The sequence below is a fragment of the Rhodococcus aetherivorans genome (assembly GCF_025722975.1).
Taxonomy (GTDB): domain Bacteria; phylum Actinomycetota; class Actinomycetes; order Mycobacteriales; family Mycobacteriaceae; genus Rhodococcus; species Rhodococcus aetherivorans.
Genome location: NZ_CP106982.1, coordinates 3,877,424 through 3,895,000, shown reverse-complemented (window position 1 = coordinate 3,895,000; position 17,577 = coordinate 3,877,424). Strand labels below are relative to the sequence as shown.

Annotated in this window: 20 protein-coding genes; 17 read left to right on the top strand and 3 right to left on the bottom strand. The window is 71.4% G+C overall.

Annotated features, from left to right (window positions below):
• Positions 1-3 precede the first annotated feature (3 nt).
• From OCS65_RS17580 to trmD, 6 genes are all read left to right on the top strand, one after another.
• Entirely contained in the window at positions 4-1,098 is a 1,095-nt protein-coding gene (locus OCS65_RS17580; protein WP_065922647.1) for an amidohydrolase family protein, read from the top strand.
• The gene (locus OCS65_RS17575) at positions 1,095-1,841 is read left to right on the top strand and encodes a CPBP family intramembrane glutamic endopeptidase (protein WP_006933689.1); all 747 of its coding nucleotides are present in this window, start codon (positions 1,095-1,097) and stop codon (positions 1,839-1,841) included. Before OCS65_RS17580 ends, OCS65_RS17575 begins: the two co-directional genes overlap by 4 nt.
• Positions 1,842-2,017: 176 nt before the next feature.
• Positions 2,018-2,458 (top strand): 30S ribosomal protein S16, encoded by a 441-nt coding sequence (gene rpsP / locus OCS65_RS17570; RefSeq protein ID WP_006933690.1) that lies wholly within the window; start codon positions 2,018-2,020, stop codon positions 2,456-2,458.
• Complete coding sequence (locus OCS65_RS17565; RefSeq protein ID WP_006933693.1) at positions 2,458-2,700, top strand: RNA-binding protein; 243 nt, start codon at positions 2,458-2,460, stop codon at positions 2,698-2,700. The genes rpsP and OCS65_RS17565 overlap by 1 nt, the downstream gene beginning before the upstream one ends.
• Before the next feature lie 10 nt (positions 2,701-2,710).
• On the top strand, positions 2,711-3,268 hold the full coding sequence (gene rimM, locus OCS65_RS17560; protein WP_029543205.1) for a ribosome maturation factor RimM: 558 nt from the start codon (positions 2,711-2,713) through the stop codon (positions 3,266-3,268).
• Between the two features lie 6 nt (positions 3,269-3,274).
• Positions 3,275-3,976, top strand: a complete 702-nt coding sequence (gene trmD, locus OCS65_RS17555; RefSeq protein WP_006933695.1) for a tRNA (guanosine(37)-N1)-methyltransferase TrmD — start codon at positions 3,275-3,277, stop codon at positions 3,974-3,976.
• A 10-nt stretch (positions 3,977-3,986) separates the two neighbouring features.
• Here trmD and OCS65_RS17550 read toward each other — a convergent pair whose 3' ends face one another.
• A complete protein-coding gene (locus tag OCS65_RS17550) occupies positions 3,987-4,943 on the bottom strand; it encodes a hypothetical protein (protein WP_006933696.1) in 957 nt (318 codons plus the stop codon).
• Positions 4,944-5,059: 116 nt separating this feature from the next.
• On the opposite strand from OCS65_RS17550, the gene OCS65_RS17545 reads away from it, so the two are divergent.
• From OCS65_RS17545 to dprA, 10 genes are all read left to right on the top strand, one after another.
• The gene (locus OCS65_RS17545; protein WP_263507361.1) at positions 5,060-7,417 is read left to right on the top strand and encodes a Tex family protein; all 2,358 of its coding nucleotides are present in this window, start codon (positions 5,060-5,062) and stop codon (positions 7,415-7,417) included.
• A gap of 147 nt (positions 7,418-7,564) precedes the next feature.
• A complete protein-coding gene (locus OCS65_RS17540; RefSeq protein WP_006944315.1) occupies positions 7,565-8,470 on the top strand; it encodes a hypothetical protein in 906 nt (301 codons plus the stop codon).
• Positions 8,471-8,555: 85 nt separating this feature from the next.
• Positions 8,556-8,897 (top strand): 50S ribosomal protein L19, encoded by a 342-nt coding sequence (gene rplS, locus OCS65_RS17535; RefSeq protein ID WP_003939017.1) that lies wholly within the window; start codon positions 8,556-8,558, stop codon positions 8,895-8,897.
• Positions 8,898-9,005: 108 nt separating this feature from the next.
• Positions 9,006-9,764 carry a signal peptidase I gene (gene lepB, locus OCS65_RS17530; RefSeq protein WP_044476372.1) on the top strand — a complete coding sequence of 253 codons (759 nt, stop codon included), beginning with the start codon at positions 9,006-9,008 and terminating at the stop codon, positions 9,762-9,764.
• Positions 9,761-10,459: a ribonuclease HII gene (locus tag OCS65_RS17525; RefSeq protein WP_263507355.1), complete on the top strand. Its 699-nt coding sequence runs from the start codon at positions 9,761-9,763 to the stop codon at positions 10,457-10,459. The genes lepB and OCS65_RS17525 overlap by 4 nt, the downstream gene beginning before the upstream one ends.
• Before the next feature lie 37 nt (positions 10,460-10,496).
• Positions 10,497-10,811, top strand: a complete 315-nt coding sequence (locus OCS65_RS17520; RefSeq protein ID WP_003939014.1) for a DUF2469 domain-containing protein — start codon at positions 10,497-10,499, stop codon at positions 10,809-10,811.
• A gap of 95 nt (positions 10,812-10,906) precedes the next feature.
• Positions 10,907-12,070 carry an IS30 family transposase gene (locus OCS65_RS17515; RefSeq protein WP_029546562.1) on the top strand — a complete coding sequence of 388 codons (1,164 nt, stop codon included), beginning with the start codon at positions 10,907-10,909 and terminating at the stop codon, positions 12,068-12,070.
• Positions 12,071-12,248: 178 nt separating this feature from the next.
• A complete protein-coding gene (locus OCS65_RS17510) occupies positions 12,249-12,605 on the top strand; it encodes a YraN family protein (RefSeq protein ID WP_006937458.1) in 357 nt (118 codons plus the stop codon).
• Complete coding sequence (locus OCS65_RS17505; RefSeq protein ID WP_006937457.1) at positions 12,605-14,113, top strand: YifB family Mg chelatase-like AAA ATPase; 1,509 nt, start codon at positions 12,605-12,607, stop codon at positions 14,111-14,113. Before OCS65_RS17510 ends, OCS65_RS17505 begins: the two co-directional genes overlap by 1 nt.
• A complete protein-coding gene (dprA, locus tag OCS65_RS17500; RefSeq protein WP_006937456.1) occupies positions 14,110-15,234 on the top strand; it encodes a DNA-processing protein DprA in 1,125 nt (374 codons plus the stop codon). The genes OCS65_RS17505 and dprA overlap by 4 nt, the downstream gene beginning before the upstream one ends.
• Before the next feature lie 3 nt (positions 15,235-15,237).
• Here the strand turns inward: dprA and OCS65_RS17495 are convergent, their stop codons facing one another.
• On the bottom strand, positions 15,238-15,474 hold the full coding sequence (locus tag OCS65_RS17495) for a hypothetical protein (RefSeq protein ID WP_231385896.1): 237 nt from the start codon (positions 15,472-15,474) through the stop codon (positions 15,238-15,240).
• Between the two features lie 133 nt (positions 15,475-15,607).
• On the opposite strand from OCS65_RS17495, the gene OCS65_RS17490 reads away from it, so the two are divergent.
• Positions 15,608-16,402, top strand: coding sequence for a siderophore-interacting protein (locus tag OCS65_RS17490; protein WP_037200801.1), 795 nt, complete (start codon positions 15,608-15,610; stop codon positions 16,400-16,402).
• 6 nt (positions 16,403-16,408) lie between these two features.
• On the opposite strand, the gene OCS65_RS17485 is transcribed toward OCS65_RS17490, so the two are convergent.
• Positions 16,409-17,569, bottom strand: a complete 1,161-nt coding sequence (locus tag OCS65_RS17485; protein WP_029543234.1) for a multidrug effflux MFS transporter — start codon at positions 17,567-17,569, stop codon at positions 16,409-16,411.
• Positions 17,570-17,577 lie beyond the last annotated feature (8 nt).

Here is a 17,577-nt window from a genome sequence, read left to right as displayed (position 1 = left end):
GCCGTGGCGTTCACCCTGCGCGGACGGTCCCTGCCGGACGGCGAACCGATCGAGCTGTGGATCGGCGACGACGGCACGTTCGCCGGCGAGCCGATCCCCGGGGCCGAGCTGCTCACCGCCGACGGCTGGATCCTGCCCGGTCTCGTCGACGCCCACTGCCACGTCGGGATCCGCTTCGGCGGCGGCGCGGAGGACGCGGACGGGCTGATCGCGCAGGCCGTCACCGAGCGCGACGCCGGGGTGCTGCTGCTGCGCGACGCGGGATCCCCGGTCGACACCCGGCACCTCGACGAGCGGGCCGACCTGCCGCGGATCGTGCGCGCGGGACGGCACATCGCCGCCCCCAAGCGCTACATCCGCGGGCTGCCCGTCGACCTCGAAGACGAATCGCAGCTGCCGGACGAGGTGGTTCGCCAGGCCCGCGCGGGGGACGGCTGGGTCAAGCTCATCGGCGACTGGATCGACCGCGGCACCGGCGATCTCGCGCCGCTGTGGTCGGACGGGATCCTCGTCGAGGCGATCGCCGCGGCCCACCGCGCGGGAGCGCGCGTGACCGCCCATGTGTTCGGGGAGGACGCGCTGCCCGGCCTGCTCGCCGCCGGCATCGACTGCCTCGAACACGGCACCGGGCTGACGGACGACACGATCGCCACCATGGCCGCGCAGGGCACGGTCCTCGTGCCGACCCTGGTCAACATCGAGAACTTTCCCGAGATCGCCGACTCGGCCACCCGGTTCCCGGTCTACGCGGCGCACATGCGGGACCTGCACGCCCGTGTCGCGGACACCGTCGGCGCCGCCCACGACGCCGGGATCCCGATCTACGCCGGCACCGATGCCGGCGGCTCGGTGCGGCACGGTCGCATCGCCGACGAGGTCGCCGCCCTCGGCAAGGTGGGGCTGACCCCGACCGAGGCGCTCGGCGCCGCCAGCTGGACGGCCCGGGCCTGGCTGGGGCATCCGAGCCTCGAGCCGGGCGCCCCCGCCGACCTGACGGTGTACGAGCTGGATCCGCGGACCGGGCCGGACGTGCTGGCCCGGCCGGGCCTGGTGATGCTCCGGGGTGCCGTCGTCACCCGCCGCGCCGCCTTCGCATGACCGTCCCCGAGCCACCCGACCCGGAGACCGCTGCGGCCCCGCCCCGGCCCGCGCCCTCGCCCCCCGCGCACCGGTGGGGCCTCCCGGCCGCGCTGGTGGTGCTGGCCGTGAACCTCGCCGGCTTCACGCTGGGACCGGTCCTGGCCGGGGAGGGCTTCGTCGCCGAGACATACGTGCTCGCCATCATGGCCCCCACCCTGCTCGCGGGGGCGGCGGCCGTGGCGTTCAGCGTGTGGCGTGGCTGCGGACCCGTCGCCGACTTCGGACTGCCGCGGTCGTGGCCCGAGTTCCGCAACCAGCTCGGAATCGGTCTGCTCGGCGGGGGAATCGCGCTGCTCGGCGCGCTGATCCTGGCAGCGATCCTCGTCGTCGCCCTCGGCATCGACGCCGCCGATTCCCCGCTCACCGCCCTGGTCGGGTTGCCCACGGTGTGGAAACTGCTGCTCGTGGCCTGGGTGTGGTTCGGCGCCCCGCTCGGCGAGGAGCTGATGTTCCGCGGCATGCTCTGGGGGGCGCTCGAACGCCGGCCCGAGCGATGGTGGGGACGCCCGATCGGCGTCCTGACGATCACCACCGTCGTGTTCGCCATGTGGCATCAGGAGTGGTGGCGGCTGCCGGTCCTGTTGTGGGGCGGAGCGGCGATGGGGTTCGCGCGGCTGCGCGGCGGGTCGGTGTTCTCCTCCTGGGTGGCGCACTCGCTCAACAACACCCTGCCCGCGCTGAGCCTGCTGTTTCTGCTCTGACCTCCCGTTTTCGTCCCGGCGGGCGGATCTGGCAGAATGGATCGCTGTCGTCGCATCCGGTTACGTACCGCGCGGCGGTCACAGGATAGAGGCAAAACCGGACGTGCCAGAAGGGCACGTCGTCCGAATTGCACGTGACAGGCGTATTTCGCATGCGCCGAAGGAGATTCACAGCAGTGGCTGTCAAGATCAAGCTCACCCGTCTCGGCAAGATCCGCAACCCGCAGTACCGCATCGTGGTTGCCGATTCGCGCACCCGCCGCAACGGCCGCGCCATCGAGACCATCGGCAAGTACCACCCGAAGGAAGAGCCCTCGCTGATCGAGATCGACTCGGAGCGGGCCCAGTACTGGCTCGGCGTCGGTGCGCAGCCGACCGAGCCGGTCGAGAACCTCCTCAAGATCACCGGCGACTGGCAGAAGTACAAGGGTCTCCCCGGCACCGAGGGCACCCTGCGTAAGGCCGAGCCGAAGCCGTCCAAGCTCGAGCTGTTCCAGGCCGCCCTCGCGCAGGCCGAGAACGCGCCGGCTGCCGAGGCCGTCACGCCCAAGAAGAAGAAGGCCGCCAAGGAAGACACCGCGGAGGAGTCCTCCGTGTCCACCGAGGCTGCCGAGTAATGAGCACCGTTGTCGCCGATGCCGTCGAGCATCTCGTCCGTGGGATCGTCGCCAACCCCGACGACGTGCGCGTCGAGCTGATCACGGGCCGTCGGGGGCGCACCGTCGAGGTGCACGTGCACCCCGACGATCTCGGCAAGGTCATCGGCCGCGGCGGCCGCACCGCGACCGCCCTGCGGACCCTCGTCTCCGGCATCGGGGGCCGTGGGATCCGCGTCGACGTCGTCGACACCGACCAGTAGGCGCGCCGCGGTGGAGCTCGTGGTGGGCCGTGTCGCCAAGTCGCACGGCATCAAGGGTGAGGTGGTCGTCGAGGTTCGCACCGACGAACCCGAGGAGCGCTTCGCCGTCGGCGCCGTGCTGCACGGCCGCAAGCCCCGCGAGCAGACCCTGCAGACGTACACGGTGGAAGCCGCCCGGGAACACTCCGGGCGGCTTCTGCTGCGCCTGCGGGGGATCGCCGACCGCAGCGCCGCCGACGCCCTGCGCGGCACCCTGTTCCTCGTCGACAGCGCCGACCTGCCGCCGTCCGACGACCCGGACGAGTTCTACGACCACGAGCTCGAGGGCCTGGCCGTACGCATCGTCGCGGGACGGCCCGACGCCGGCACCGAGATCGGTACCGTTCGCGAGGTGCTGCACACCGCCGCCGGCGAACTGCTCGCCGTCCGCCCGGCCGGCGACGAACGGCGCGAACTGCTGATCCCGTTCGTCACCGCGATCGTGCCGACGGTGTCGCTCGCGGGCGGCGTCATCGAGATCGACCCGCCGGAGGGTCTGCTCGACCCCGACTTCGGCTCGGAGACATAACCTCCCGTGCGATTCGACGTCGTCACCATCTTCCCCGAATACCTCGAGCCGCTGCGCGTCGCGCTGCTCGGCAAGGCCATCGACAAGGGCCTCGTCTCCGTCGGGATCCACAACCTGCGGGACTGGACCCACGACGTGCACAAGGCCGTCGACGACTCCCCGTACGGCGGGGGACCGGGCATGGTCATGAAGCCCACGGTGTGGGGGCCCGCCCTCGACGACGTGCTCGCCGGCCCCGACGGCGAACCCGACCCCGACGTGCTGCTCGTCGTCCCCACCCCGGCCGGCGTGCCGTTCGACCAGGCCACCGCGCAGCGCTGGGCCGGCGAGAAGCGCATCGTGTTCGCCTGCGGCCGCTACGAGGGCATCGACCAGCGCGTCTTCGACGACGCCGCCCGCCGGGTCCGGGTCGAAGAGGTCAGCATCGGCGACTACGTCCTCATCGGCGGCGAGGTCGCCGTCCTCGTCATGACCGAGGCCGTCGTGCGACTGCTGCCCGGCGTTCTCGGCAATCAGCAGTCCCACCAGGAGGACTCCTTCTCCGACGGCCTCCTCGAGGGCCCCAGCTACACCCGCCCCGTCAGCTGGCGCGGCCTCGAGGTGCCGCCGGTGCTGCTGTCCGGGGACCACGCCAAGGTCGCCGCATGGCGCCGGGAGCGGGCGCTCGAGCGCACCCGCGAACGCCGACCCGACCTGCTCGCCGACTGACCGGTCACGGTCAGTGCGCGCCGGCGCCGCCGAACACCGTGCGGACCACCTCGGTGACCGTGTCCCGCGCGTGCTGCGCACTCGCATCCCCGGTCACGTCGAACAGCGCCGTGTCCGGCAGATCGGCCCACCGGTCGTCGCCGTCGTCGTAATGCACGAGCTCGCGGGCGAGCACCACCAGCACATACCGCTCGTCCTCGCCGACGAACCCCGTGGACAGGTGGATCCAGCGCCCGTCGAGGCAGCACATCCAGCCCTGCTTCACGCCGAGTCCCGTCGTGTCGACCAGCCCGTCCGGCAACCCGAAATGCTGGTCGTACCCGTCGGCGCCGACCGGAGCGGCGGCCCGCAGGTGCCCGACGATCGTCGCGCGGCCCCACTCGTCCAGCCCGCCCGTGCCGTCGAGCAGGTCCGCGTACCAGGTGAGCAGGTCCGACGCGGTGGTGACGGTGTTCCACCACAGCCCGTCCGCGGGCGCGACGGTGCCGGTGAACGCGTGCCGTGCGGCGGTGCGCTCGACGATCTCCGAGTCGCCGTGCCGGAACCACAGGTCGTTCGCCGCCGAGTCGTCCGACGACTCGAGCATCGCGGTGATCCGGTCGTAGTCACTGCCGCCGAGCGGCAACTCGCCGGTCGCCGCCCGGTACAGCAGGTCGTCGGCGATGAACAGCTTGGCCACCGACGCGGTCTCGATCGGCGCGTCGACGCCCCCGACGACCCGGCGCCCGGTCCGACGATCGAGCGCGGCGATCGTCACGTCGGCGCCGCGTCCGGCGGCGGTCGCCGCCGCGGCCGTCATCCGGTCGGGCAGCGAACCGAACGGTTCCAGCGGGCCCGGGGACTCGACGGCGGCGGACGGCAGGGCGACCGGCGACACGACCGGCTCCGGGCCGCACGCACCCACCGTCGCCGCCGTCAGCAACGACAGCGCCAGCACCGCCCAGCGGCCGCCGCGCACCCGGGACATTCCCACGCTCCTGTAGTCGATTGTCCGGCGAGCTCGCCCCACCGTCCACCTCGGAGACGGGCGCGCCCACGCGCGTCACCGAGGGCGGAGGAAGGATAACGGTAGGGTCGACCGCTGTGACGACCGCTCTCAAGACCGTGAATCAGCGCATCGCCGAGGAACTCGACGTCCGGGAAGGTCAGGTCGCCGCGGCGGTCGACCTGCTCGACGGCGGCGCAACGGTGCCGTTCATCGCGCGCTACCGCAAGGAGGTCACCGGCGCGCTCGACGACGCCCAGCTCCGGCAGCTCGAGGAACGCCTGCGATACCTGCGTGAGCTCGACGAGCGCCGCACCGCGGTGCTCGAATCCATCGAGTCGCAGGGCAAGCTCGACGACGAGCTGCGCACGCAGATCCTCCTCGCCGACACCAAGGCCCGGCTCGAGGACATCTACCTGCCGTTCAAGCCGAAGCGGCGCACCAAGGCGCAGATCGCGCGGGAGGCCGGCCACGAGCCCGTCGCCGACGCCCTGATCGGCGACCCCACCACCGATCCCGCGCAGTGCAGCGCCGAACAGCTCGACGGCGCCCGCGCCATCCTCGTCGAACGCTTCGCCGAGGACGCCGACCTCGTCGGCGAACTGCGTGACGCGATGTGGACCCGCGGACAGCTGAAGTCCACCGTGCGTCCCGGCAAGGAAACCGAGGGCGCCAAGTTCGCCGACTACTTCGACTTCTCCGAGCCCTTCACCGACCTGCCCTCGCACCGCATCCTCGCGGTGCTGCGCGGCGAGAAGGAGGAGGTACTCAGCCTGTCGCTCGAGCCGGACACCGAGGAACCCGAGCCCGGGCAGCGCACCTACTTCGAAGGCCGCATAGCCGCCCGCTTCGGCATCGCCGACGAGGGCCGGCCCGCCGACAAGTGGCTCCTCGACACCGTCCGTTGGGCGTGGCGCACCAAGCTGCTGGTCTCCCTGGCCCTCGACACCCGTATGCGGCTGCGGCAGTCCGCCGAGAAGGACGCCGTCGACGTGTTCGCCGCCAACCTGCGCGACCTGCTGCTCGCCGCCCCCGCCGGCACCCGGCCGACGATGGGACTCGACCCCGGCTTCCGCACCGGCACCAAGGTCGCCGTCGTCGACGCCACCGGTAAGGTCGTCGCGCACGACACGATCTACCCGCACCAGCCGCACAACAAGTGGGACCAGGCCCTGGCCACCCTCGCGCGGCTCGTCGCGCAGCACGGGGTGGAACTGATCGCGATCGGGAACGGCACCGCCTCCCGCGAAACCGATGCCCTCGCCACCGAGCTGATCGCCAAGTCCGGTGCCACGAATCTCACCAAGATCGTGGTGTCCGAGGCCGGCGCGTCCGTGTACTCGGCGTCGGCGTACGCGTCGAAGGAACTGCCGGATCTCGACGTGTCGATCCGCGGTGCGGTGTCCATCGCCCGGCGCCTGCAGGACCCGCTCGCCGAGCTCGTCAAGATCGATCCCAAGTCCATCGGCGTCGGCCAGTACCAGCACGACGTGTCCGAGACGATGCTCGCCCGCTCCCTCGGCGCGGTCGTCGAGGACGCGGTGAACGCCGTCGGCGTGGACGTCAACACCGCCTCGGTGCCGTTGCTCGCCCGGGTGTCGGGCATCGCCTCGTCCCTCGCGGAGAGCATCGTCGCCCATCGAGACCAGCACGGCCCGTTCCGCACCCGCAAGGCCCTCACGGACGTGCCGCGCCTCGGTCCGAAGGCGTTCGAGCAGTGCGCCGGCTTCCTGCGGATTCCCAACGGCGACGACCCGCTCGACACCTCGAGCGTGCATCCCGAGGCGTACCCGGTGGTGCGGCGTATCGTCGAACGGAACGGCGGCGACGTGCGCGAGCTCATCGGCAACACCGCGGTGCTGCGCCGGCTGCGGCCGGCGGAGTTCGTCGACGACCGCTTCGGCCTGCCCACCGTCACCGACATCATCGCCGAGCTCGAGAAGCCGGGCCGCGACCCGCGCCCGGAGTTCAAGACCGCGACGTTCGCCGCCGGCGTGGAGAAGGTCGCCGACCTGAAGCCCGGCATGGTGCTCGAGGGTGTGGTCACCAACGTCGCGGCGTTCGGCGCGTTCGTCGACGTCGGGGTGCATCAGGACGGCCTCGTGCACGTGTCCGCGATGTCCCGCAGCTTCGTCCAGGACCCGCACGACGTCGTGAAGTCCGGCGAGGTGGTCAAGGTCAAGGTGCTCGACGTGGACGTGCCCCGGCAGCGGATCAGCCTGACGCTGCGCCTCGACGACGAGATCCCCGCCCCCGGTGCCCCCGCCGGCGGTGCCGACCCGGGCGGTCCGCAGGACCGCGGCGGGCGCCGGCCCGGCGGCCAGCGGCAGGGTGGGAAGCGGCAGGGCGGACAGCGGCAGGGGCAGGGCGGCCGCCGCGGCGACCGTCGCCAGGACGCCGCGCCCGCCGCCGGATCGATGGCGGACGCGCTGCGGCGTGCCGGATTCGGCAAGTAGATGCGCCCCGGGCCGCGCCGACTACCGGCGCGGCCCGGTTCCTGACATCCTCGGGAGCATGCAGCCCACCGTGACGACCGGCCGCGCGCCGAAGGACCCGCTCCGCCTCGTCGACGGCGTTCCGAGGGCGATTGCGCGGTGACTGCGGTGACCGAGTGGCTGCAGCGCGAGATCATCGAGCGCGGGCGACTGCCGCTGCTGTTCTTCCTGCTCGGATTCCTCCTCGCGTTCCTCTTCATCCGATTCAGCGTCCGCATGATCCGCGCCCAGGTGCGCTGGTGGCCCGGCAATGTCACCCCCGGCGGGCACCACGTGCACCACGTGGTGTTCGGCGTGGTCACCATGGTGATCGCGGGCGGGTCCCTGATCGCGGTCTACGAGGACGGCACGCAGACCACCGGAGCGGCCCTGGCCACGCTCTTCGGCATCGGGACCGCGCTCGTGCTCGACGAGTTCGCCCTGATCTTCTATCTCAACGACGTGTACTGGGAGCAGGAGGGACGCGTCTCGGTGGATGCGGTCTTCGTCGCGATCGCCGTCACCGGCCTGGTGTTGCTCGGCCTGCAGCCCCTCGAGTTCGCCGACGTCACCAACTTCCGGGAGGACCCGTCGTGGGTCACCCGCACGCTGATCGCCCTCTCCGCGCTCGCAAATCTCGCCCTCGCGGCGGTCGTGCTGGCCAAGGGCAAGATCTGGACGGGCCTGATCGGCCTGTTCGTCTTCCCACTGCTGCTGATCGGCGCGGTGCGCCTGTCGCGGCCCGGCGCCCCCTGGGCGCGGTGGCGCTACAGCGGCAAGGTCCGCAAGATGCGCCGCGCGATCGAGCGGGAGAGGCGCTATCGGCGCCCGGTGATCCGGGCGAAGATCTTCGTGCAGGACCTCGTCGCGGGCAAACCGACGATGGACACCGTGCACGGGGCCGTCGAGCACTCCCGCGTCGCCGCCGAAGCCGAACTGGCCCGCACGGTGCACGCCGCGCCCCCGCCGATTTCCGCCACCCCGGCACCGTCTGGCACAATTGACGGGTTGCCCGGCTCGGGCACGCATACCTGACCTGGGCACGAACCAGTCGAGCACCGCCTTCCGGCGGCTGCCGCTCGGTTCCTCTGCTCATGCGAACAAGCGAGGATGACAACCGATGAACACCCTGGACTTCCTGGACGCCAAGTCCCTGCGCGACGACATTCCGGACTTCCGTGCCGGCGACACCCTGAACGTGCACGTGAAGGTCATCGAGGGCTCCAAGGAGCGCGTGCAGGTCTTCAAGGGCGTCGTGATCCGTCGCCAGAACGGTGGCATCCGCGAGACCTTCACCGTGCGCAAGGTGTCGTTCGGCGTCGGCGTCGAGCGGACCTTCCCGGTGCACAGCCCCAACCTCGCCAAGATCGAGGTCGTCACCCGCGGTGACGTGCGTCGCGCCAAGCTGTACTACCTGCGCGAGCTGCGGGGCAAGGCCGCCAAGATCAAGGAAAAGCGCTGACCTCGTCGCGCTGACCGCCAGGCCCCGAGTAGCCCGGTCCGGATTCGTTCCGGGCCGGGCTACTCTGATTCGGTGGCAGATTCATCGCGAGACCCGGCCGTGCCGGAGATGCAGCAGCGCAGCACCGACGACACCCCCGAACGCGATCGGAAACAGGACAAGAAGGAGAAGTCGTTCCTGCGGGAACTGCCCGTCCTGATCCTCGTCGCACTCGTGCTGAGCTTCCTGCTCCAGACCTTCGTCGCGCGGGTCTACCTCATCCCCTCGGAGTCGATGGAACCCACGCTGCACGGCTGCCCCGGCTGCACCGGCGACCGGATCGTCGTCGAGAAGATCGGCTATCGCTTCGGCGACCCCCGGCCCGGCGACGTCGTGGTCTTCCGTGGCCCCGACTCCTGGTCCACCGGCTACGTCTCCACCCGCTCCGACAACGTCGTGATCCGCGGCGTGCAGGAGGTCGGATCCCTCGTCGGACTCGTCCCGCCCGACGAGAACGACCTCGTCAAGCGTGTTATCGCCGTCGGCGGGCAGACCGTCGAATGCTGCGACGACCAGGGCCGCGTCCTCGTCGACGGCAAGCCCCTCGACGAGCCGTACATCGAGATGGACTTCCCGTTCACACCCGGCGTGGTCACCTGCGAGACCGAGGTGCGCTCGGGCCGGTGCTTCGGGCCGGTCACCGTGCCGGACGGTCACCTCTGGGTCATGGGCGACAACCGCTCGAACTCCGCGGACTCCCGTTACCACGTCGCCGACGAGAACCAGGGCACCATCCCGATCGACAACGTGATCGGCAAGGCCCGGTTCATCGTCCTGCCGCCGTCGCGGTGGGGCACCATCGATTCCCCGGAGATCCAGCAACCGTGACGTCGTGGCCGCCGCGTGCCGTGATCCGCAGGTCCGCGGGCCTGCGCACCATGGAGTCGACGCTCGTGCGGTGCGGGCTCGGGCCGGTCGCGGGTGTCGACGAGGCCGGCCGCGGCGCCTGCGCCGGGCCGCTGGTCGTCGCCGCCTGCATCCTCGATCCCAAACCGCACCCGTCGCTCGCGCGCCTCGACGACTCCAAGAGGCTCACCGAGAAGACCCGCGAGGAGTTGTTCCCGATCATCCGCCGTCGCGCGGTGGCGTGGAGCGTGGTGATCGTGCCGGCGGCCGAGATCGACGTCATCGGCGTGCACGTGGCCAACATCGAGGGCATGCGCCGCGCGGTGATGCGGCTGTCCGTCGCGCCCGGGTACGTCCTCACCGACGGCTTCCGCGTGCCCGGCCTGCCGGCGCCGTCGCTGCCGGTCATCGGCGGCGACGCCGCGGCGGCCTGCATCGCGGCGGCGAGCGGGCTCGCCAAGGTCACCCGGGACCGGATCATGGTCGACCTCGACGGCGAACTGCCCGGCTACGGCTTCGCCGTCCACAAGGGCTACAGCACCCCCGCGCACATGGCGGCATTGCGGGACCTCGGCCCCAGCCGGGAGCATCGGCTGCGGTACGCCAACGTTGCCGCCCTCCTCGGCGACGACGCCGGCCCCGGCCGATTCGGCTCCGACGAGGCGGATGCGGGATGATGGATCAACACACCAGAACGGGAGGACACCGAGACCGATGAGTGCCGAGGATCTCGAGAAGTACGAAACCGAGATGGAGCTCTCGCTGTACCGGGAGTACCGGGACATCGTCGGTCAGTTCGCGTACGTCGTGGAGACCGAGCGACGGTTCTATCTCGCCAATGCGGTCGAGCTGCTGCCGCACAACTCCGGCGGCGAGGTGTACTTCGAAGTGCGCATGTCCGATGCGTGGGTGTGGGACATGTACCGCCCCGCCCGCTTCGTCAAGCACGTCCGGGTCATCACCTTCAAGGACGTCAACATCGAAGAGCTCGACAAGCCGGACCTGCGCCTGCCCGACAAGCTGGGGTAGCGCCCCTACGACCTCCCGTACGTGGCCGAATGTCACATTCCTTCGATCTGGGCTGACTCAGGTGGTCCATGCGACACGCTCCCTGACCAGGGGAGATGTCAGTGGGTCGAGCAGCACGAGAGGCGAAGAAGGCTAGGTTCTTCGCCATGCGCATGACGAAGGTGTCGATCGCCAAGGCCGCAGCCGCGGTCGGTGTCAGCCGACAAACCGGCTACCGGTGGGAGGACGAGGCCAACGGCACCGTCCGCCGTGCCCCGCACTGGGAGCACGGCGGACGGTCGTTGTCCCTGGGCGAGCGGGAGCTTGTCGCCCTCGGACTCGCCCGCAACGAGTCGGTCCAGACGATCGCCGCGCACCTGGGCCGGCACCGGTCGGTGATCTACCGGGAGATCGAACGCAACAGCAACCGCGACGGTAGCTACCGCGCCGTGTCGGCCCACGCGCGGGCCTGGACCCGAGCACTGCGACCGAAAGTCGCCAAGCTGATGGCCGCACCCGAGTTGCGCGCGTATGTCGTCGCCAAGCTGAAGCTGCGCTGGTCCCCGCAGCAGATCTCGGCCAGGCTGGTGGTCGACTTCCCCGACCGAGCGGAGATGCGGGTGTCCCACGAAACCATCTACCAGGCCGTGTATGTGCAACTGAAAGGCGAACTGCGAAAAGAGCTTTCGGAGTATCTGCGGCGCCGGCACACCCGTCGGGTGCCGCAGGGGCGAGTGCCGAGCAGTGCCCGCCATATTCCCGACAAGATCCTCATCTCCCAGCGGCCCGCCGAGGTCGAGGACCGGGCGGTGCCCGGGCACTGGGAGGGAGATCTGATCATGGGGGCGCGCAACCGCTCGGCGATCGGCACCCTGGTCGAGCGCACCACCCGGTACGTGGTGTTGCTGCACCTGCCGAAGGTCCGCGACGTGTCCGGCGTCCGCGATGCGATGATCGCCGCGATGCGGTCGTTGCCGGAGGTGATGCAGCGGTCGGTGACCTGGGATCAGGGCCACGAGATGCGTGCTCATGCCCAGATCACCATGGCCACCGACGTCGCTGTCTACTTCTGCGATCCGCACTCGCCGTGGCAGCGCGGCACCAACGAGAACACCAACGGTCTGCTCCGGCAGTACTTCCCCAAGGGCACCGACCTGTCGGTGTACACGCCCGAGGACCTGCAGCAGGTCCAGGACGAGTTCAACGGCCGCCCCCGGCAGACGCTACGCTGGCGCACGCCAACCGAAGCGTTCACCGAGCTTGTCGCATCGGCCGCCTGAAACCGCCCTGATCGAAGCGGTGTGACATTCGGCCACGTGCCGTTCCGGGCCTCCTCCGCGTCGGCCGAAGTTGTCCACACCCGGCGAGTTCATCCACAGATTTCGTGATCCGGCCCGGTGCGGACCGCGGAGGACCTTCGCGTGGCGCACAGTGGTCGCCACACAGGGAGGGACGGGGATGGGACGCAATCAGCAGGTGGGGGCGCTGGGGGAGGACCTGGCGGCCGAGTTTCTCGAGTCGGCGGGCATGGTGGTGCTCGCGCGCAACTGGCGCAGCCGGTACGGGGAACTCGATCTGATCGCCGAGGACGGCGACACGGTGGTGTTCGTGGAGGTCAAGACCCGCACCGGCCTCGGATACGGCACGCCCGCCGAGGCGGTGACCGCGGTGAAGGCGGACCGGATCCGCCGACTGGCCGCGTTGTGGTTGTCCGGCCGGCAGCAACGGTGGCGGCGGGTGCGGGTCGACGTGGTCACGGTGCTGCTTCCACAGCGGGGCGAACCCTTGATCACCCACCGGCGGCAGGTGCTGTGATGGCGCTGGGGAAGGCGTACTCGGTGGCCGTCACGGGGGTGGACGGGCAGGTCGTGGAAGTCGAGGCCGACATCGGCCGCGGCCTGCCGGGAGTGAAGATGGTGGGCCTGCCCGACACCGCGCTGCAGGAGTCCCGGGATCGGGTGCGCGCGGCGGTGACGAATTCCGGTGGTGAATGGCCGGATTCGCGCGTGGTGCTGGCCCTGTCGCCGGCGACGCTGCCGAAGGTGGGCAGCGTGTACGACCTCGCCCTCGCGTGTGCGGTGCTCAACGCCGCCAAGTCGATTCCGCCCGAGGGTGTTTCGCGGACGGTTCTGCTCGGAGAGCTGGCGCTCGACGGCCGGGTGCGGTCGGTGCGCGGGGTACTGCCGGCGGTGCTGTCCGCCAAACGCGCCGGGTGGGAGCGGGTGGTGGTCCCGGCCTCCACGATGTCCGAGGCCGGGCTGGTCGACGGCATCGACATCTACGGGGCGGACACCCTCACCGAGGTGGTGCTGTGGCTGCGCGGAGACGGCCCCCTCGAGCGGCCCGGTCCCCGGCCGGTGGGGGAGCGGCCGGGGCGGGCGGACATGAGCGAGGTGGTCGGTCAGCACGAGGCGCGACGGGCCATCGAGATCGCCGCCGCCGGCGCGCACCACCTGATGCTCACCGGCCCACCCGGAATCGGGAAGACGATGCTCGCCCAGCGGCTTCCCGGCGTGCTGCCGGCGCTGACGGAGGAACAGGCGCTCGAGGTGACCGCGATCCACTCCGTCGCCGGAACCCTGTCGGCGGACCGGCCGCTCGTCACCGACCCGCCGTTCATCGCTCCACACCACACCGCCTCGGTCAGCTCGCTCGTCGGTGGGGGCAGCGGCATGGCCAAACCCGGCGCGGTCAGCCGTGCACACCGGGGCGTGCTGTTCCTCGACGAGGTCGCCGAGATGGGCACCAAGGCGCTCGAGGCGCTGCGGACCCCGCTCGAGGACGGCGAGGTGCGGATCGCCCGCCGCGACGGCGTCGCGCGCTATCCGGCGCGGTTCCAGCTGATCCTCGCCGCCAATCCGTGCCCGTGTGCCCCGCCGCGCGACGCCGACTGCGTGTGCCCGCCCACCGCCCGACGTCGCTACCTGGGCAGGCTGTCGGGTCCGCTGCTGGACCGAGTGGACCTGCGGGTCCGGATGGAGACGGTGGCCACCGGCGCCCTCATGGGGGAGGCGGGGGAGAGCACCGAGGACGTCCGCGCCCGAGTGGCCCGCGCCCGGGCCGCGGCGGCCGAGCGGTGGGGGGTCCACGGCTGGAGCACCAACGCCGAGGTGCCCGGCCCTGCACTCCGGCAGAAGTTCCGCCTGCCCGCCGCGGCGCTCAAGCCGGTCGAATGGGCGCTGCGGAAGGGCGCGATCACCGCCCGCGGGGCCGATCGGGCGTTGCGCGTCGCCTGGACGTTGGCGGACCTGGCCGAACTGGACGCACCGGGTGAGGTGCAGGTGGCGGCGGCGCTGGATTTCCGGGATCGGGGGACGGCGTGAGCGCGGCGGAGCCGCGCCGGCTGGCGTGGGCGTACCTGTCGACGGTCGCCCAGGGTGCGTCGCGGATGCTGAATGCTGCGATCGAGGCGGACGGCCCGGAGGCGGTCGCCGCGGCCGTGCGCGACGGCTCGATCGGCGGCGCGTTACGCCGTCGCACCGTCGCACGTGCCCATCTCGACTCGGCGGCGCAGGATCTCGAGCTCGTCGCGCGGCTGGGTGGACGGTTGGTGACGCCGGACGACGCGGAGTGGCCGGCGTGGCAGTTGCTGGCGTTCGACGGCCTCGACGGCGCGGACACCGATGCGGCGCCGGTGGCGCTGTGGGTGGTGGGTCGGCGGCGCATCGACGAGCTGGTCGAGCGGTCCGTCGCCGTGGTCGGCACGCGTGCGGCGAGCGGCTACGGGGAGAACGTGACCGCGGAGATCGCCGGGGACCTGGCGATGGACGGGTGGGCGGTGCTGTCGGGGGCGGCTTTCGGGGTCGATGCCGCGGCGCATCGGGCGGCGCTGGGGGTCGGCGGCGCGACGATGGCGGTGCTCGCGTGCGGGGTGGACCGGGCGTATCCGGCGGCGCACACCGGGTTGCTGCGGCAGATCGCCGAGCACGGGGCGGTGGTCAGCGAGTATCCGCCCGGGACGGTGCCGGCGCGGTTCCGGTTCCTGGCCCGCAATCGGCTGGTCGCCGCGCTCGGCGGAGGTGTGCTGGTGGTGGAGGCGGGGTGGCGCAGCGGGGCGCGGAACACGGCGGCGTGGGGCCGGCGGCTGGGGCGTCCGGTGCTGGCGGTGCCGGGGCCTGTGACATCGGCGGCGTCGCAGGGCTGTCATCGGATGATCCGGGAGCAGGAGGCGCGGCTGGTGGGCACCGCGCGCGAAGTCGTCGAGGAGATCGGCCCGATGGGCGTGAGCGACGACGGCGACGGGCGGTGGGCGCGTGCGCTCGACGGGCTCTCGGGCGACATGGCGTCCGTGTACGAGGCCCTGCCGGCGGTGGGGGCGGTGTCGGTGCAGCAGCTGTCGGAGGCGTCGGGGCTGCTCGTGGAGCGGGTGCGGGCGGCGTTGCCGCTGCTCGAGCTGGAGGGACACGTGCAGCGGGAGGGGGCCGGCTGGGCGCGCAGCGTGTGACGGTCAGGACTGCTCGTGCCCGCGCAGCTCCTCGGCCTTGGACAGGATCGGCTTGTAGTACCTGTCGCCGAGTACCTTCGTCACCTGGGCCGCGAGCTCGGTCTCTCCGGTCTGGAGCAGGACGTACTCGAGTTCGGCCAGCTGTGCGCCGATCGTTTCGCGCCGGCGGTCGGTGTCCTCGAGGGCGCCGACCAGGCTGGTCAGGTACTGCGACGTGACGGTGTTCATCGTTTCTCGCATACCGCAACGATGGCGGAATTCCGTCGTGATTTCGGCGGATCGGGCGATCCCGGTGGTGCCACGGCGAGGCGGTGCTGTGGCTGCGGCCGGACCGCACGCGTAGGCTGCCATGGTTAGGTAAGCCTGAGCAAATATGGAGGTGGGCGTGGCCCCGAAGACCCCGCGATCGACGACCCTGACAGTGACGGGCAGCGAACGCCTGACCCCGCACCTGGTGCGGGTCCACTTCGGCGGTCCCGGATTCGACGAGTTCGAACCCGGCCCGTACACCGACTCGTACGTCAAACTCGAACTGGAGGCGGGCGGCGGGACGGTCCTGCGCACCTACACGGTGCGAGCAGTGAACCCGCGGTCCAGGCAGATCGCGATCGACTTCGTCGTCCACGGCGATCACGGTGTCGCCGGACCCTGGGCGGCATCCGTCCGGCCGGGGCAGACCGTCGTGGTCCGCGGGCCGGGCGGCGCCTACCGGCCCGATCCGGAGGCCGACTGGCACCTGCTCGCCGGTGACGACACCGCGATACCGGCCGTCGCTGCGGCGCTCGAGGCGCTGGCGCCGGACGCAGTGGGCCGGGTGTTCCTCGAGGTCACCGACGCCGCCGACGCGATCGACCTCGCGGCGCCCCCCGGCGTCGAGGTCACCTGGCTGCACCGCGGCTCCGGTGCCGGGGCCGTCGGGCCGGACCTCTCCGGCGCGAACGCGCCGCTCGTCGCCGCGGTGACCGGCGCCGAGTGGCTTCCGGGAGATCCGCACGTGTTCATCCACGGCGAGGCGGAGACCGTCATGCACCACCTGCGGCCGTACATCCGCAAGACCCGCGGGGTTCCGGCGGCACGCGCGTCGATCTCCGGGTACTGGCGGCGCGGCCGCAGCGAGGAGGGCTTCCGGGAGTGGAAGCGCGAACTCGCGACGGTCGAGGCGCGGTGACGGTGCTCAGGCGCGCTCGCGGGTGAGGGTGAGCAGCGCGGTCATGGAGAGCGCGGCCGAGATCGCTATCGCCAGCGCCATCGGCAGCGCGGTGTCCTCCCCGCCGAGCCCGACCAGCGGCGACACCAGGGCGGCCAGGCCGAACTGGGACGCGCCCATGACCGCGGAACCGGTGCCCGCGGCCTTCGGTACCTGCCCCTGCGCCAGCGCCGTCGCGTTGCCCATGACGAAGCCCAGGCTGGAGACGACGAGGAACAGCAGCGGCAGCACCAACCAGCGGTTCGTGTCGGCCACCAGGACGGCGAGCACCAGCAGCACCCCGGCGGTCAGCATCTGGGTCACGCCGTAGCGCAACAGGTCCCGCACCTCGAAGCGGCCGATGAGCCGGGTGTTGACGATGTTGCCTGCGACGAGGCCCACCGAGTTGGCGGCGAAGATCAGGGAGAACTGTCCCGGCGTCATGCCCAGGACCTCCTGGACCACGAACGGTGACGCGGAGATGTACGAGAACATCGCGCCGAAGCCGAGCGCGAACGTCGCGGCATAGCCCACGAACCGTCGGTTGCCGATCACCGTGCCGAAGTTGCGGGCGAGCATCGCCAGGCCCCCGCTGTGGCGTCGCTCGGGCGGCAGGGTCTCCGGGACGACCGTGAGCACCGCGACGATCATCAGCACGGCCAGGCCCGTCAGGACCCAGAAGATGCCGCGCCAGCCGATGGGCCCCAGGAGGACGCCGCCCAGCAGGGGCGCGACGATCGGTGCCACACCGCCGATGATCATCATGACGCTGAACAGGCGGGCGGCCTCGTTGCCGCGGGCGCGGTCCGCGATCACCGCGCGCGCCAGCACGATTCCTGTGCCGCCGCTGAAGCCCTGGATCAACCGGGCCGCGATGAGCACCTCCACCGTCGGTGCCGTCGCGCACAGGGCGCTGCTCAGGGCCAGGACGACGGTGCCCGCCAGCAGCAGGCGGCGCCGGCCCCACCCGTCGGAGAGCGGGCCCACGATCAGCTGCCCGACACCCAGGCCGGCCATGAACGTGGTGAGAGTGAGCTGGATACCGACCGTGCTGGTGCCGAGGCTCTCCGACATGACCGGCAGTCCGGGCAGATACATGTCGGTGGCCAGAGGCGCGGTGGCGGAGAGCAATGCCAGTCCGAACAGCATCGGCAACG